Source organism: Marinomonas sp. ABL3_031 (genome assembly GCF_056161265.1).
The window spans coordinates 345,338-361,145 of the sequence record NZ_JBSWYU010000002.1 but is presented as its reverse complement, the minus strand read 5'-3'; the positions used below and the strand labels follow the sequence as shown (position 1 = coordinate 361,145).

At 46.3% G+C, this 15,808-nt stretch carries 14 protein-coding genes; 2 read left to right on the top strand and 12 right to left on the bottom strand.

Going from position 1 to position 15,808, the window contains the following annotated elements:
- Positions 1–2 precede the first annotated feature (2 nt).
- From coq7 to ACXAH2_RS04190, 3 genes are read right to left on the bottom strand one after another with little or no spacing between them, the layout of a single operon-like run.
- Positions 3–635, bottom strand: a complete 633-nt coding sequence (gene coq7, locus ACXAH2_RS04200; protein WP_475076912.1) for a 2-polyprenyl-3-methyl-6-methoxy-1,4-benzoquinone monooxygenase — start codon at positions 633–635, stop codon at positions 3–5.
- A 13-nt stretch (positions 636–648) separates the two neighbouring features.
- On the bottom strand, positions 649–990 hold the full coding sequence (locus tag ACXAH2_RS04195) for a histidine triad nucleotide-binding protein (protein ID WP_353669162.1): 342 nt from the start codon (positions 988–990) through the stop codon (positions 649–651).
- Between the two features lie 39 nt (positions 991–1,029).
- A complete protein-coding gene (locus ACXAH2_RS04190; protein ID WP_475076911.1) occupies positions 1,030–3,324 on the bottom strand; it encodes a 7TMR-DISM family protein in 2,295 nt (764 codons plus the stop codon).
- Positions 3,325–3,382: 58 nt separating this feature from the next.
- Here ACXAH2_RS04190 and ACXAH2_RS04185 point away from each other — a divergent pair, with 58 nt between their 5' ends.
- The gene (locus tag ACXAH2_RS04185) at positions 3,383–3,634 is read left to right on the top strand and encodes a hypothetical protein (RefSeq protein WP_475076910.1); all 252 of its coding nucleotides are present in this window, start codon (positions 3,383–3,385) and stop codon (positions 3,632–3,634) included.
- 93 nt (positions 3,635–3,727) lie between these two features.
- On the opposite strand, the gene purD is transcribed toward ACXAH2_RS04185, so the two are convergent.
- The 9 genes from purD to dsbD all read right to left on the bottom strand — a co-directional run bounded on the left by purD (position 3,728) and on the right by dsbD (position 14,804).
- The gene (gene purD / locus ACXAH2_RS04180; RefSeq protein WP_475076909.1) at positions 3,728–5,014 is read right to left on the bottom strand and encodes a phosphoribosylamine--glycine ligase; all 1,287 of its coding nucleotides are present in this window, start codon (positions 5,012–5,014) and stop codon (positions 3,728–3,730) included.
- 85 nt (positions 5,015–5,099) lie between these two features.
- The gene (gene purH / locus ACXAH2_RS04175; protein WP_475076965.1) at positions 5,100–6,677 is read right to left on the bottom strand and encodes a bifunctional phosphoribosylaminoimidazolecarboxamide formyltransferase/IMP cyclohydrolase; all 1,578 of its coding nucleotides are present in this window, start codon (positions 6,675–6,677) and stop codon (positions 5,100–5,102) included.
- 82 nt (positions 6,678–6,759) lie between these two features.
- Positions 6,760–7,038: a DNA-binding transcriptional regulator Fis gene (fis, locus tag ACXAH2_RS04170; protein ID WP_475076908.1), complete on the bottom strand. Its 279-nt coding sequence runs from the start codon at positions 7,036–7,038 to the stop codon at positions 6,760–6,762.
- Between the two features lie 103 nt (positions 7,039–7,141).
- Positions 7,142–8,110: a tRNA dihydrouridine synthase DusB gene (dusB, locus tag ACXAH2_RS04165; protein WP_475076907.1), complete on the bottom strand. Its 969-nt coding sequence runs from the start codon at positions 8,108–8,110 to the stop codon at positions 7,142–7,144.
- Positions 8,111–8,297: 187 nt separating this feature from the next.
- Positions 8,298–9,683: a zinc-ribbon and DUF3426 domain-containing protein gene (locus ACXAH2_RS04160; RefSeq protein WP_475076906.1), complete on the bottom strand. Its 1,386-nt coding sequence runs from the start codon at positions 9,681–9,683 to the stop codon at positions 8,298–8,300.
- Positions 9,684–9,729: 46 nt separating this feature from the next.
- Positions 9,730–10,620 carry a 50S ribosomal protein L11 methyltransferase gene (prmA, locus tag ACXAH2_RS04155; RefSeq protein WP_475076905.1) on the bottom strand — a complete coding sequence of 297 codons (891 nt, stop codon included), beginning with the start codon at positions 10,618–10,620 and terminating at the stop codon, positions 9,730–9,732.
- A 117-nt stretch (positions 10,621–10,737) separates the two neighbouring features.
- A complete protein-coding gene (gene accC, locus ACXAH2_RS04150) occupies positions 10,738–12,078 on the bottom strand; it encodes an acetyl-CoA carboxylase biotin carboxylase subunit (protein WP_475076904.1) in 1,341 nt (446 codons plus the stop codon).
- 21 nt (positions 12,079–12,099) lie between these two features.
- Complete coding sequence (gene accB, locus ACXAH2_RS04145; protein WP_475076903.1) at positions 12,100–12,549, bottom strand: acetyl-CoA carboxylase biotin carboxyl carrier protein; 450 nt, start codon at positions 12,547–12,549, stop codon at positions 12,100–12,102.
- Positions 12,550–12,812: 263 nt separating this feature from the next.
- On the bottom strand, positions 12,813–14,804 hold the full coding sequence (gene dsbD, locus ACXAH2_RS04140; RefSeq protein WP_475076902.1) for a protein-disulfide reductase DsbD: 1,992 nt from the start codon (positions 14,802–14,804) through the stop codon (positions 12,813–12,815).
- A 70-nt stretch (positions 14,805–14,874) separates the two neighbouring features.
- Between dsbD and ACXAH2_RS04135 the strand changes: the two genes are divergently transcribed.
- Positions 14,875–15,798, top strand: coding sequence for a hypothetical protein (locus tag ACXAH2_RS04135; RefSeq protein WP_475076901.1), 924 nt, complete (start codon positions 14,875–14,877; stop codon positions 15,796–15,798).
- Positions 15,799–15,808 lie beyond the last annotated feature (10 nt).

Sequence of the window (15,808 nt, the reverse complement as noted above, 5' to 3'; positions counted from 1 at the left end):
AATTAAACTCGATAAGTGGAAGACGTCATGATTTTAGATACCTTGGTCATGATCTTCATCACAGGTGTAGGGAATTCATAACCACCGGCATCCAGGGCCATGGCCTTATGTTTGGCCTCGTCTATGTGCATTTGTTCCAGTACGGCTTTACTCTTTTGGTCTTGCTCTGGTAGTTTCGCCATGTGTTTTTCAAGATGGACACACACCTGATCTTCGGTCGCAGCCACAAAACCTAGGCTCAGCTTGTCACTGATTAACCCCGCTCCAGCGCCAATCACAAAAGAAGCACCAAAAAAAAGAGGATTCAGTACACTTGGACGACTGCCAAGTTCGTACAAACGCTGCTCACACCACACCAGATGATCGATCTCTTCATCTGCGGCGTGCTCCATTTCGTCCCGTACACTGGCCAATTTTGCTGTGGTGGCTTGACCAGCATACAAGGCTTGGGCACAGACTTCGCCGGTGTGATTAATGCGCATCAGACCAGCAGCATGCTTGCGTTCTGCTGTGCTGAGTTCCGCTTCTTCTAACCCTTGAGCTGGCGAAGGACGCGAGGCGTTTGCCACATGAGGTACTAGGGTTTGCAAAGCGCGGTCTAACTGCAAGACCGCTTTATCAACAAAGGATGTCATTGAAAGCTCCTTGTTAGCCTGGCGGCCAAGTCATACTGCGACCACCAAGCACATGCATGTGAATATGATAGACGGTTTGACCACCCATTTCATTGCAATTCATGACTACGCGATAGCCATCGTCACTGATGCCTTTTTGCTTGGCAACCTTCGCGGCGGTGACTTGTAACTTGCCTACCAAACTGGCGTCCTCGTCCGTTAGGTCATTCAAGGTGGCGATATGGCGTTTAGGGATCACCAAAAAATGCGTTGGCGCCTGTGGCATGATGTCTTCAAAGGCAATGACATCGTCGTCTTGGTACAAGATAGTGGCAGGGATTTCTCCCTTAACCAACTTGCAAAATAGGCAATCCATAATTACTCCTAGGTATTATTTGTGCTCAGTGGATTAGCATCAAGGGCTTTTACGCAAAGCTTTGATCTTAGACAAAGGAGACGATTTAAATCGCGCGCCTTTTTGAATCAGCTTGATCAAACGTGCTTCTAATTGGTCGTTGATTTCGGCAGAGGATAATAAATCATCAAAACCAAGCTTTTGTGCATAATCTAGTGACATTTTAACATTCTTACTGATGAGTAAACACTGATCTTCGTCGCGCATCAGTGGTAATAATCGTTGTAAGGTCACATGAGGAATATGACCACCATTATCAAATACTAAAATAATGGAACCAGATTGACGTTGGTCTGGGTTCTGAAAATACCCTAATAGCGCATCCAATTCGCTGAATTGCTCGATTTTATTACTGTGCTTGTAGGTTAGGAAGTGAGCGGTTTGCATGTCTTCATCGGATTGTCCAAAGAGCACAATATCAAACTGTTCTGATAAATGATCTTGCATGGCACTCTGGCGTAAATGAACGCGAATTGGCACTTGGATATTGATGATGCGATCTTGATCGTTTGCCGTTTCCAGTAGTTTGCCTCTTAAATGTTCAATGATGAGTTTGATGTAATTTAAACCAAGATCAAAGCGACTGTAATGACTGTAGGCGCGAATTGGTAAGGGGTAGCATTCGATTTCTAGCATGGTGATGCCGTCACGATTTATGTCGTGGCGAATGAAATTCATATTAAGTGGTTGATCGGTAAAGTGCTTAAACTCTTGTGCTAAGACGACAATGAGATGCTTAATCAAGGGGGCATTTTGTAGTACTTCAACGCGATCGATATTGTTACTGTGCATGTTTAAGCTCGTGTTGTCCTGATCCACTAATTGAAAGGCTTCATAGGCTTCGTCGAGCAATTTGGTTAATGCCAGTGGCGTGACTTGTTCGGGGAACTGATTGTCTTTGATGTCGGTCAGCACATCGACGCGCTCGATCAGACTTTTTACATTCTGATTGGCCATTTGTCCCGCTTTAACAAAGAGACTGTCGTCGGCGCTTTTGGTGACATGATTAAGTTGTTTAAGAACCCCGTCAGTCACATTGATCTGACGACGCAAGCGGCTTGATAAATCGGATAATAAATCGAACATTTCAGCTTGCGAGTAGCCGCGGCGATGAGCATATTTCTGCAGCAGAGGCGTGGTCTGCGCTATCATGCCCGTAAAGTGAATCAAGGCTTCCAAAATGATGGTGACGGTCAACCCCCATTCTAATAACAATGGACTAGGAATCACCCCATAGACAGATAAAATCCATGTAAAGTGTCCAGTAAATAAGACAATGCGCGCGGTCAGATAATAACTCGAGTAGGGGACATTCTTGACGAAGGCATAGATGGCATGAAAAGTAAGAATGATAAGGGTGATTACAGCACTACCAGATAAAATCATGATGTTGATTTTATCTGGTACAAGAGTAAACAAAATGCCCAAAAGAGCATTGAAGGAACCGATGAAGAAGAGCAACTTATCCATCATGGGCAAGTGGCGCTTGGTGTCCAAATATAAACGTGAGAAGAAGACAATCGCGGTTAAACCGCTCAACGACGCTAAATTGTAAACGCGTTCTTGAATGCCGGGATGATGGGGGAATAACTGAGCAATATGGTCATGTAGGGTTAAGTGCAGAATGGCAATACTCACCAGCATGCCACCATAAATCAGATACATGGTACGAGTCGTTCTGACAAAGAAAAACACATTGCAGACAAACAAGGTTGTGAGTACGCCGATCAAGAGTCCCGTAAACAAGGTTTCGTTTTGTGCGTCTTTGTTGGCCTGCGAAAGGGTTTTCAATTCCATATTGGCATTGATGGGTAAATGTGACGCCATCTTGATGTAAATGGTAAAAATGGGCGGAATATTGCTGGGCAAAGGGTAGGCATAACTTAACCCATCAATCGGCAGGTTGGCATAAGGTCTTGTGCCTCCCAATTCGACTTGTACCTGACCACCAAACAAATTGGGTAAAAATAAATCCAACTCCTGTAAGCGTGGCGCACTAATGTCCAACAAGATAGGTGTCGGTATATTAGTCTGAATGGCCGCTTCGGTACGTATCCAGATATTGCCCTCGGTGATGCTAAATTGCACATAGTCTCTGGCTAAAGGTCGGAAGCGTTTGGCGTATTCATCGGAAGAGACATCTTGATAAGAGAGGCTTTTGGATTCATCGATATAGTAGAAGGCACTTTGGCCAATGTTAAAAGACGAATGTGCGTCATCAATGATGGCAATATTGGCTTTGCCCAAGGCGAAGTTGGAGGCAAAAAATAAAAGGAGTAAAATGAATCGAAGCAAAATGCCGGCCCATGTTGTGTCTGTGAAGGCTATCATTATTAACTAGATAGGGGATTGAATGCTATATCCATTTTTGCTTGAACATTATGTTTGGTTCTGCTTGTTACTTTTGTTGGTAACTTGGTTTACGCGCTCGGCCAATCCAGAAAAGCGAACTAATTATATCTATGGCTATGGTTTGATAGCGACGCTTGGTTTCTTGTTGGCACTTGATTGGATGGCTGGCGTGATTTTTGGTCTACTTGTCTTGGAAGTAGGCAGAGTATTTAAGGCTTGGTTAGACAAGAAAGCGAACAATTTAAAACCATAATTGCTGCTTGCAATGCAAATCAGATAGATAAAAAACCAATGAAACAGAGTAAAAAAGGCTTCCACGGAAGCCTTTTTTGTGTGTTTGATTGTCTTAATTTTTCTCACGAGCAATGGCGCGGTGACCAATGTCGGTACGGAAATACACCTTGTCCCAAGATAGGGTGTTAACAACTTGGTAAGCACCCGCTTGCGCTTGAGCGACTGTGTCACCCAAAGACACGGCACACAGTACACGACCACCATTGGTAACAACTTGGCCGTCTTTGCTTGCGGTGCCCGCTTGGAAGACTTTTTGATGTGCTGGCAGCACTGTGTCCAAACCAGAAATCACATCGCCCTTGTTGTAGTCTGCTGGGTAACCGCCAGCCGCCAATACCACGCCTAAACTGGCACGAGGATCCCAATCGGCCTCGACTTTATCCAGCTCACCTTGGATCGCGGACAAACACATTTGTGCCAAGTCAGAGCGCAAACGCATCATAATAGGTTGAGTTTCAGGGTCACCGAAGCGGCAGTTGTATTCCAACACCTTTGGTGTGCCATCGGGAGCGACCATCACCCCAGCGTATAGGAAACCACGGTAGCGATTGCCTTCGGCATTCATGCCTTTCACGGTTGGCATAATGACTTCATTCATAATGCGATCGTGAATTTCTGGGGTTACCACAGGAGCAGGGGAGTAAGCGCCCATGCCGCCAGTGTTAGGACCTTGGTCGCCATTATCGCGTGCTTTATGGTCTTGGCTGGTGGCCATAGGTAATACGGTTTCGCCATCGACCATGCAAATAAAGCTGGCTTCTTCGCCGACTAAGAACTCTTCGATCACCACACGGTTGCCAGCATCGCCAAAAGCATTGCCTTGCAGCATGTCTTCCACTGCCGCAATGGCTTCTTCTTCAGTTTGCGCCAAGATAACGCCTTTGCCCGCCGCCAAACCATCGGCTTTAACAACAATCGGCGCACCTTGTTCTTTGATGTAAGCCACCGCTGGGGCGATTTCAGTAAAGTTGCCGTAGGCTGCTGTCGGTATCTTATGACGTGCTAAGAAGTCTTTGGTAAAGGCTTTCGAACCTTCCAATTGAGCTGCCCCTTGAGTGGGGCCAAAAATGGCGAGGCCCGCTTCTTCAAAGGCATCTACCACGCCAATCACCAATGGCGCTTCTGGGCCAACAATGGTCAGATCAATCTTTTCTTGCTGTGCAAATGCCACAAGCTCAGTAACGTCTGTTACGCCGATATTAACATTCTCAACCTTGTGCTCACTTGCTGTACCAGCATTACCTGGTGCAACAAACACTTTTTCAACTTGGGCGGACTCAGCGGTTTTCCATGCCAGAGCATGCTCACGACCACCGTTACCAATAATAAGAACTTTCATTATCTCATCCTTTTTTATCAAACAGCGCCGTTTTACATGGCGCTTTGATTCATACTTAGCGGGTCACTACTTATTGGCTCAGAGCTTAGTGACGGAAGTGACGCATGCCAGTGAACACCATGGCCATGCCTGCTTCATCGGCAGCGGCAATGACTTCTTCGTCACGCATGGAGCCACCCGGTTGGATAACCGCTGTGATACCGGCTTGAGCCGCTGCATCAATGCCATCACGGAATGGGAAGAAGGCGTCCGATGCCATCACCGAACCTGCTACTTGAAGGTTTTCATCCGCGGCTTTAATACCGGCAATTTTAGCACTGTAAACACGGCTCATTTGGCCTGCACCAACACCTATGGTTTGACCGGCTTTGGCGTACACAATGGCATTGGATTTAACGAATTTGGCTACTTTCCATGCGAACAATAGATCTTTCAGTTGTTCTGCCGAAGGCTGGCGCTTTGATACTACTTTTAAGTCGTCTAACGTGATGATACCGTCGTCACGATCTTGTACCAAAAGACCACCGTTAACACGCTTGTAATCGAGCGCGGCAGGTTTGTTTTGTGACCATTCGCCACAGGCTAGTAAGCGAACGTTTTGTTTTGCCGCCACGATTTCTACTGCCGCTGGGCTAACACTTGGCGCAATAATGACTTCGACAAACTGACGGTCAATGATGGCTTGCGCAGTTTGCGCATCCAATTCTTGGTTGAAGGCAATGATGCCACCGAAAGCAGAGGTTGGGTCGGTTTGGAACGCCAAGTCGTAAGCTTCAAGTTGGCTGGCTGCTGTCGCTACACCACATGGGTTAGCGTGCTTTACGATCACACAAGCAGGTTCTTGGAAGCTCTTTACGCATTCCAACGCCGCATCTGTGTCTGCAATGTTGTTGTAAGAAAGGGCTTTACCTTGTAGCTGTTTAGCTGTGCTGATAGAGGCTTCTTGAGGATTGGCTTCCACATAGAAAGCGGCTTTTTGGTGAGGATTTTCACCATAGCGCATTTCTTCTTGCTTGTTGAACTGCAAGTTAAAGGTACGCGCGAAGTCTTCACTGCCACCAGTGACTTTTTTGCCTAGGTAGTTGGCAATAGCACCGTCATAGTGAGAAGTATGTTCAAAGGCTTGTACTGCTAGGTCGAAACGCTGTTCGTAGGTGAGACCACCATCTGTTTGTAAAGAGGCTAAGATGTCTGCGTAGCGGTTAGGGGATACCACAATGGCAACGTCTTTATGGTTTTTGGCAGCAGAGCGAACCATGGTTGGGCCACCGATGTCGATGTTTTCAATGGCCATTGGTAGATCGCAATCTGGGCGTGCAATGGTCGCTTCGAATGGGTAAAGGTTGACCACCACCATATCAATGGCATTGATACCGTGTTCTTTCATGATGTCGCCATCCATGTCGCGACGCCCCAAAATACCACCATGTACTTTTGGGTGAAGGGTTTTTACACGACCGTCCATCATTTCTGGAAAGCCAGTGTAATCTGATACTTCAATAGCAGCGACTTGATTTTCGAGCAATAAACGATAGGTACCGCCAGTGGAAAGAATTTCAACGCCTTGAGCGGCCAATTCACGAGCGAATTCGACAATGCCTGTTTTGTCGGAAACGCTGATTAGCGCGCGCTTGATTGGAGTCACAGTGTTTTGATTTGCCATCATGGTTCTCGCAATGTAGTTAACATTAAATGAATAAGGGGAAAAACAAAAAAAGGGCGAACTTCGCCCTTTTTTTTAATGCTTACAGCATGCCGTACTGCTTTAATTTTTTGCGCAAGGTGCCTCGGTTAAGGCCTAGAAGTGTTGATGCTTTCGTTTGGTTATCCTTGGTATAGCTCATCACTGACTCAAGCAGAGGCGCCTCAACCTCAGCGAGTACCAATTGGTACAAGTCAGTCACCGGTTGCCCATCAAGATGAGCGAAATAGTTTTGTAGTGCTTTCTCAACATGGTCACGAAGCGTTTGTGACTGATCTGAAGAAGCGGCTTGAAACGTATGAGTTTGAGTTTGTTCTAGCACGGAATGACCTTCTCTTTTTTTAAAGCTAACCATTTAATAATGGCATTAGCCATTGAACCGAATTCTGTTCAGTGGCCGATGCATTAAGTACCAATTCATTGGTCTAGTGACCAACAAAGAATGTTTCTAATTTGTCTAACTGTTCTTGCGTATTATCAATACGATTGAACACACTGCGAAACTGCGTGTTATCCGCTAATGTTTGTAAATACCAGCCAACATGTTTGCGAGCAATACGCAGACCGAGATAATCTCCATAAAACTCGTGTAGGTTGCGTACATGCTGAATAACCCATGTTCTTACCTCTGCAAGAGAGGGAGGATCCAACAATTCATTGGTCTGTAAATAGTGATTAATTTCGCGAAAAATCCACGGCTTGCCTTGTGCTGCACGTCCTACCATGATGCCATCCGCTTGCGTGTAATCCTTAACGAATTTCGCCGTTTGTGCATCCTTGATGTCGCCGTTGGCGAACACCGGAATGCTAATGGCTTGTTTGACTCGTGCTATGGTGTCGTACTCGGCAGTGCCTTGAAATTTGCATTCGCGCGTACGGCCATGAATGGCCAAGGCTTTAATACCAATGTCTTCCGCCATTTTAGCAATGGTAAGGGCGTTCTTTTGCTCTTGACTCCAGCCGGTGCGTATTTTCAGTGTCACCGGCACGGACACACTATTTACAACCGTTTCCAGTATGTCACGAACCAGCGGTTCATCTTTCAACAGGGCAGAACCTGCGGCCTTGTTACACACTTTTTTTGCTGGACAGCCCATGTTGATATCAATGATTTGTGCGCCAAGCTGCACATTTTGTTGTGCTGCTTCGGCCATCATTTGTGGATCACCACCGGCAATTTGCACGGATCTTGGTGACACTTCAGCATCGTGCACTAAGCGATGACGACTTTTATTGGATTGCCAAAGTCGGACATCGGATGTGACCATCTCTGAGACCACGAGACCTGCGCCTTGGTCATGACAGAGGCGACGAAAAGGCAAATCGGTTACGCCTGCCATAGGAGCAAGAATAACCGGCTTTTCAACGCAATATGGGCCAATAGCAAATGCCATGATGTTCCTGAATACTGGATTGAATGTTAAAGATCTTCGACTGTGTCGAGCGGGCGAGAATAATACCTAGGCAATTTCTATTTTTGAAGTCTTGACAGGTGAAAAATTGGCTATTTTTTGTGCTTTTTTTTCATCTGTCAGGAATGCTTTACAGAAAAGGGGTTTTTTCTTTAAAAAATGGCCGTCATTAGTAGGAGCGAGTGTCTGCCGGAAAGGCTTTTAATTCATGCGTCACCGCTCTCGCACCTGGATCCTGAATGGGAATCACCAGATGAATTGGGGTATTGGGTGGCATGAAAGTGATGTCTAAAAAGTCTTTGTGTAAGTAGTCACTGGGTGCAAACAAGCGTGCGGCAACAGGTTTGCCATTTAAATCAAAGAATTCCAAAGCGATTTTGGGCATGGGCTGCGAAAAAGAACTGTTATTGGTAATGATGGCATTGACCATTAACGCATTTGGAATGCTTGGATGGCTTTGAATACGTACGTGTTGAATGGATATGCTACTGACGTCTTCAAACCTTGGTAAAGTGCAACCTGTATAAGAGCACAACATGCGATATAAACCGCGAAAATGGGATGAACGGCTGCCTTCATCAAAGAAATGGTTGGCCGCTTGTCCTGTTAAAACAGCCAGTCCCAAGACAATGGCAATGAACCACAGCCAAGGATGAGAGCGTTTGACAGATGCCTTAGCTTTGGCTTCTTCCAGCAGTGGCGCCAAACTTTGCTGAGCGGACAGTTGCTCTAAAAAGCTGTGTTGTTGAGCGCCAGCGGGTGGGCGGGTTTGCTCTGAGGCACTTTGCGCCAATGAATGCAGGGCTGTCATATAGTCTGGCTGATGGGCGCTTTCTGCATCTACAGGGCTTGCTTTTGCCATATTACTGGAAGCGCTTGCCGCGCTGTTATTGGTCAAACTATGAGCAGATTGGGATGCGGTATTGGTGTGTTTGGCAGACGTTGTCGGCGACTTATTCGCTGCTTGCGCGCTGCTTGGTACGGCTTGTTCAGCAGGACGTGGTGCCGGTTTTTCAGCATTTTTCGGTCGTGCCTGTAAGGCTGCTTCCACTTCGGCCAGTTCCACTTCCCAAGGGGCCAATTCGAATGTTGTTTCTTTGTTGTTGGAGGTGGTTTTGGCTTTTTCTGTCTTAGTGTTTTCTGTCTTAGTGTTTTCTGTCTTGGCCTGATGGATTCTTTGTTGGTAGCGATTTTGCTGAGCGTTTGGTTTTTGAAGGGCCGCATTATCAGCGGCGGGTTGCAAATCTTCATCGATAAATAAGGTGCTGAGCCAATCCGGATTCACGGCGTCATCCGCAGGGGCCAGTCGGTTGTCCATCTTGGTAGACGAGGTTGTTGCTGTCTTTGTCGTATCGTTTTTAGTCTCTACTGCCGGCGTTTGCTGAGGCGCAGTATTCGCGTCTTCGATACTTGCTTTCACACTGGCCTGTTTGGCATCAAAAATATGGAAACACTGACCACAGCGAACCTTGCCTTTGGCCATGCTCAAGACATCATCACTGACACGAAATGCAGTGGAACATTTTGGGCAACGTGTGGTTAAGCTATTGGCCATGGGCAAATGTATTCCTTAAGTCAAAGCAATGTATTCAATAATAAAGTTAAGTGTGTTTGGTGCCAACAATGCGAACCCATTCATCGCATTCGGTCACGTTTTCTATCCTAAACCAATCTTGGTAAGCATAGATGACTTCTTGCGCTTGGTTCGCCAAAATACCAGATAAAGCCAACTGACCACCCGGCTTTACCAAAGCTGCAATAGTGGGGGCTAACTGGGCTAATGGGCCTGCTAATATGTTTGCCACCACAATATCGGCTTGCAAATCTGTCTCATAAGGTGGCAATTTTACTTCCAAACGGCTTGGATCAATCTGGTTGCGAGAGGCATTTTCTTGTGTTGCTTCAACCGCTTGAGGGTCTATGTCAATGCCCACCATGTTGTTCGCGCCAAGCAATAGGGCAGCAATGCCTAAGATACCGGAACCGCAGCCATAATCTATAATGGTTTTGTTTTGGCAATCAATACTATCGAGCCATTTTAAGCATAAGGCCGTGGTTGGGTGAGTACCGGTTCCAAAGGCCAAGCCTGGATCCAGCATCAAATTGACGGCACTGGGATCTGGTACATCACGCCAGCTTGGACAAACCCACAAACGTTCGCCAAATTGAATGGGATGGTAGTTGTCCATCCATTCTCTTTCCCAATCCTTGTCTTCCAGGATTTCAATTTTTAGATCAATGTCATCTTCGCCAATGGATTGTGCTTTGTGCACTACCACTGGACGAATTTCATCGACTTTGGCTTCCGCTTCAAACAAACCGGTTACCTTAGTATTTTTCCACATTGGTGTGGTGTTTAGCTCTGGTTCGTAGATAGGGTCATCATGAATGTCTTCAAAGGTAACCACCATAGCGCCACATTCTAATAAGGTGTCTTCAAAAGCAGAAACGTGGTCGGGCGTCGTGTGAATACGTATTTGCAACCAAGGCATAAAAGATGTCCAACAATGAATTTACAAGAATAGAATAACGAAGCTTGATGCGTGAGGCGAGCGGAAAATGACAGAGTCTGACGATTCTTTTCCTCGTCAGACTCTGAGCGCGGATCCTTAAAGACCGAGCTTTTTCTCCAAATAGTGGATGTTTACGCCACCTTCGATGAAGTTAGCGTCATTGGCTAGCTCTTTTTGCAGCGCAATGTTGGTCTTAATGCCATCGATGAAGGTTTCATCTAACGCACCAGAAAGACGTTTCAGTGCGGAAGTACGATCACCCGCATGACAAATGACTTTGGCAATCATGGAGTCATAGGTAGGTGGTACTGAGTAGCCACTGTAAAGGTGAGAGTCCACACGAACGCCCATACCACCTGGGGCATGGAAGTATTCCACTTTACCCGGACTTGGCATAAAGGTCTTAGGGTCTTCTGCATTGATACGAGATTCAACCGCGTGACCGTTTAGCTTGATGTCTTCTTGTTTCAAAGACAGTGGTAAGCCGCTGGCGATGCGCAATTGTTCTTTCACAATGTCTACACCCGTTACCATTTCCGTTACTGGGTGCTCTACCTGAACACGCGTGTTCATTTCGATGAAGTAGAAACGACCATCTTCGTAAAGGAATTCGAACGTCCCTGCACCGCGGTAGTTGATCTTGATACAAGCGTCGACACAGGCTTTCAAACACGCTTGGCGAGATGTTTCGTCCAACATTGGCGCTGGCGCTTCTTCCAATACTTTCTGGTGACGACGTTGCAAAGAACAATCGCGATCATAAAGGTGAATGGCATTGCCTTGACCATCGGCCAAGACTTGAACCTCAACGTGGCGAGGGTTAGTGAGGAATTTCTCCATGTAAACCGTACTGTCACCAAAATAAGATCCGGCTTCAGATTGGGTAACACTGATAGATTTAAGTAGGCTGGCTTCATTGTGAACCACGCGCATACCACGACCACCACCACCTGCGGCCGCTTTGACGATAACCGGATAACCGATTTCGTTAGCGATGCGTAGACACTCATCTGGATCAGAAGGCACAGGACCATTAGAACCAGGAACCGTAGGAACGCCTGCTTCTTTCATCGCTTTGATAGCAGAAACCTTGTCACCCATTAGACGAATGGTTTCCGCTTTCGGACCGATAAAAGTAAACCCTGAATTTTCCACTTGCTCTGCGAAATCCGCATTTTCAGCAAGAAAACCGTAACCTGGGTGAATAGCTGAAGTGTCTGTCAATTCCGCCGCACTGATAATGGCTGGAATTTTCAAATAACTTTCAGAGGATGGGTTCGGACCAATACAGATAGATTCGTCTGCAAGGCGAACGTGTAATAAGTCGCGGTCAATTTTCGAGTGAACCGCAACGGTTTTGATACCGAGTTCTTTACACGCACGTAAAATACGCAGCGCGATTTCGCCTCGGTTAGCAATCAATACCTTATCAAGCATGATGAAACCTATTGTGTTGGGTTATACGATGGTAACGAGAGGCTGATCGAATTCAACAGGCTCGCCGTCTTCGACTAGGATGGCACCGATGGTACCGGCTTTATCCGCTTCGATTTGGTTCATCATCTTCATGGCTTCAACGATACAAATAGTATCGCCGACATTAACCTTTTGGCCGACTTCGACAAATGGCTTAGCACCAGGTGCTGAAGACTTGTAGTAAGTTCCGACCATAGGTGATTTAACAGGGTGGCCTGTAATGGCTGGCGCTGCAGGTGCACTTGCTTCTGCTGCTGGCGCAGCAGGGGCGGCAATCGGTGCTGGCGCAGCGATTGGAGCAGCAACTGAAGTAACAACCTGTGAACCACCACGACTAATACGAACGGCTTCCTCGCCTTCCTTGATCTCTATTTCGTATACATTTGACTCTTCTAAAAGTTCAATTAGTTTTTTAATTTTACGAATGTCCATGGGTACTCTCTTCTGTTTGTATTAGTGTTTCAGTGTTTGCACACTGAGGGTTGTAAATTGTAGGTAACGTAAAAACGGCTTTAGACAAAACTCGAATGAAAAAATAGAAATGTTAAAGCTTGTAACCGATTCGGATTATCAATAAAAAGCAGAATATTGTCCAGTTCTTCGGGGAAAAAACAGAAAAAAACCACTTTAGGTCAAAAAGCAACCTAAGGTAAACCGATGTCTTTTGTGAGAGGGATTTTGGTGAAAAAAAGCCGTTATCCTTCAGGTAAAGCGACCAAAGCGGCTAAGCGTTCGATCAACTCTTGTCGACTGGGTTCACCTATTAAAGCCAGCTCTGCTAAGGAACCTCCTTGATTGTCCAAAAAAATCAAGGAGGGTGGCCCATAAAGTTGGAATTTTTGCATTAGCACTTGGTTGTCTTCTGTGTTGTCTGTGACATCAACACGAATCAAACGTAACTGCGCAAGATGTTGTTGTGCCTCATTGGATGCCAAAATGGCTTCTACGGTGCGACAACTGATGCACCAATCTGCATACAAATCCAATACCATGGGGCGTGGGTCCGCGTCCTTTATCAGTTGATCCAGTTCGGCCAAACTGCCAATCTGCGCATCAAACACACTTTCGTGGGATGCTAATAAGGCAGTATCTGTAGACAAGGTGTCCTTAAAAACGGAATGGGAAGTAAAGCGACTAAAAGGCTGTAAAGGTGAGGTCGCGCCGCTTAATCCGCCGACCATTTGTATGCTGCCCAATAAGAAAAACACCAATGCCAATATCCAACGCAATGGGTGAGATGCCACTTTAACACCGCGATGTATAAAGTAGCCACTCAGCGTAAGGGCGAACAAGGCCCATAACAAGAGTTCGCCTCCGCTCGGCAGCCAAGCCCGTGATAGCCAAATCGCCACCGCTAACAAGCCAAAGCCCATGATGACTTTTACTTCTTCCAGCCAAGCGCCGCGCTTGGGCAAAATGCTGGCACCAAACAGACCAACTAACAGCAAAGGCGTGCCCATGCCTAAGGCCATTACAAACAGAATAAGCGCGCCGTAGCTTGCGTCTCCTTGACCGCTAATGAACAAAAGCGCCCCAGCAAGCGGAGCAGAAACACAAGGGGAGACGATTAATGTGGCCAGAATACCCGCCACAAAAGCGGCCAAACTAGCCCGCTTATGATTCACAGAATCCGGTTGTTGATTGACAGAGACTTGTTTTTGATTGGTAGAAAAAAGTCGTGAGCCTTGTAAGGTATTTTGCCATCGCGTGGGCAAACGCAATTCATAAAAGCCAAACATGGCCAGCGCCAATAAGATAAATATCAGAATGCTAAAACCAATCAAAATGGGGTTTTGCAACTGAGCTTGTAAATTAAAGCCCAATCCCAGCAAACCGACTAATCCGCCAATGGCCCCATAAGTCAGCGCCATGCCCAGAACATAAGCCGCGCTCAACAACAAACCACGCAGACTGGCGGTGAACTTTTTATTGTCTTGATGGTCTGTTTGATTGCCTAACACAATGGCACTGACAATCGGTACCATAGGCAAGACACATGGGGTCAACGACAGTAACAATCCCAAACCGAACATTAACCACAGACTGCTAAACCAGGTATCCTGTTGCAAAGCGTGAATGACTTGCTGGGCGCTGGAGGGCGTAAAGTCCTTTTTGGAGGCGGTTGTCGGTACTGGTGCTATTGCTGAAGCTTGCTGAGCGAAGGACTGTTTGTTAGCGGCTTGTGTGCTGTCATTATCCGGTACAGTAAAGTTTATCGGCATACTTTGTGGCGGGTAACAAAGCCCTTTGTCGGCACAGCCTTGAAAATGCAGGTTGGCCTGAATCTGAGTGCCGGCGGGTAACTGAATGTCATAATAAATGGGTAAACTGATGTGCTGACGATAAATGGTCACCTTGCCATAGTATTCATCTTCATGAGCCTCACCTTGAGGAAAGGGAGCAAAATACAAATGATCCGCTTGTGGTCCCGAAAACTGAAAACGTTGCTGGTACAAATAATAGCCGTCGGCAATTTCCCAGGTGGCGTTAAAGCGTCCCTCTTTCGGTGCGCTGACGGACAATTGGAAAGCTTGCTCGGCGGGTAAAAATTGCGCTTGCTCAAATGGACTGGTTGGAGCAAACGTAAAGGCAAACGCAGACAGGTGAAACAGTAGAGCATAACAAGCAAGGATCAGACGCATAAATACATTCAATAAATAGAGAAAGACAAATAGTGATAAAGTCATCGTTTATCACCTCGAATGAAGAGAGTAGACTATCAATCTACCCGAAAGTTGCCAAATGTAAGGGGCGAAATTGAGTAAAAAGCAAATATCTTTATTGTTTGCTGCGGTTTTTTTAACGGCGTGTCAGCAAACTGCGGTGCAACCAAACGGCAGCGTGAGCCCTTTGGAGGAAGAACCAGTGCTTGTTGCTGAACCCCATGAGCAGACTGAAAAAACTGGCTTTGATGGCAGCATTGAGCTGGCTTCCAGTGCCGAAGTTGATGCCCAAGAAATAGAAGTCATCACGCCAGTCGAGACACTCCAGCCAACAGCGGCACAACAACAGCTTACACCAGCTCAGCAGATTACTCAGTCACTTATTGAAAAAGGTCGCAAGGCCTATTTGGTCGACCGTCTACTTACTCCGGCTGATGACAATGCCAATCTGTATTTCCAAGCGGCATTGGGACGAGACCCCGGTAACTTTGATGCCATTCAAGGCATAGCGAAAATTGTCGAAACTTACACAGATTGGGCATGGCAAAAAGCCTTACAAGGTCAGTATGTCAGTGCGCAGAAGTACTTGGAAAGTGCTTCTTCAGTGAACCCGCAAGACCCCTTAATTGATGAATTCGCTTCTCGCATCGCGGATTTACGTCTCAAACGCAAACAACAAAAAGAGCCAACACAGCGACCTCAAAGTACAGTTGGGCAGACAAATCAAGCTCATAGCAGCGATCATTTGTCTCTTGAGGGCGCCGCTAATACAAGCCTAACTCCAGGAGTGTTCGCCTTACCAAAAGATTTATTTACATTGAGTGAAGACGAAATACTTGTCAAAATACAGCCTATTATAGAGGTAGTAACGGCAACTCAAAGTAGGCTAGATATTAATTGGCCCAACGACAAACAGGCCAGATTGATCTACCAGATTATTAACAGTCGAACTGACTTTCGTGTGCGTGCCATGATCTATCATAGAGCGCGATACAACGTAGAGTTAAAACAGGATTAAGGTGGTAAAA

Excerpts from the sequence above, each read along its gene's own strand:
- coq7 (WP_475076912.1), bottom strand. The coding sequence starts at position 635 with ATGACATCCTTTGTTGATAAAGCGGTCTTGCAGTTAGACCGCGCTTTG.
- ACXAH2_RS04195 (WP_353669162.1), bottom strand. The coding sequence starts at position 990 with ATGGATTGCCTATTTTGCAAGTTGGTTAAGGGAGAAATCCCTGCCACT.
- ACXAH2_RS04185 (WP_475076910.1), top strand. The coding sequence starts at position 3,383 with ATGCTATATCCATTTTTGCTTGAACATTATGTTTGGTTCTGCTTGTTA.
- purD (WP_475076909.1), bottom strand. The coding sequence starts at position 5,014 with ATGAAAGTTCTTATTATTGGTAACGGTGGTCGTGAGCATGCTCTGGCA.
- purH (WP_475076965.1), bottom strand. The coding sequence starts at position 6,677 with ATGGCAAATCAAAACACTGTGACTCCAATCAAGCGCGCGCTAATCAGC.
- dusB (WP_475076907.1), bottom strand. The coding sequence starts at position 8,110 with ATGGCATTTGCTATTGGCCCATATTGCGTTGAAAAGCCGGTTATTCTT.
- ACXAH2_RS04160 (WP_475076906.1), bottom strand. The coding sequence starts at position 9,683 with ATGGCCAATAGCTTAACCACACGTTGCCCAAAATGTTCCACTGCATTT.
- prmA (WP_475076905.1), bottom strand. The coding sequence starts at position 10,620 with ATGCCTTGGTTGCAAATACGTATTCACACGACGCCCGACCACGTTTCT.
- accC (WP_475076904.1), bottom strand. The coding sequence starts at position 12,078 with ATGCTTGATAAGGTATTGATTGCTAACCGAGGCGAAATCGCGCTGCGT.
- accB (WP_475076903.1), bottom strand. The coding sequence starts at position 12,549 with ATGGACATTCGTAAAATTAAAAAACTAATTGAACTTTTAGAAGAGTCA.
- dsbD (WP_475076902.1), bottom strand. The coding sequence starts at position 14,804 with ATGACTTTATCACTATTTGTCTTTCTCTATTTATTGAATGTATTTATG.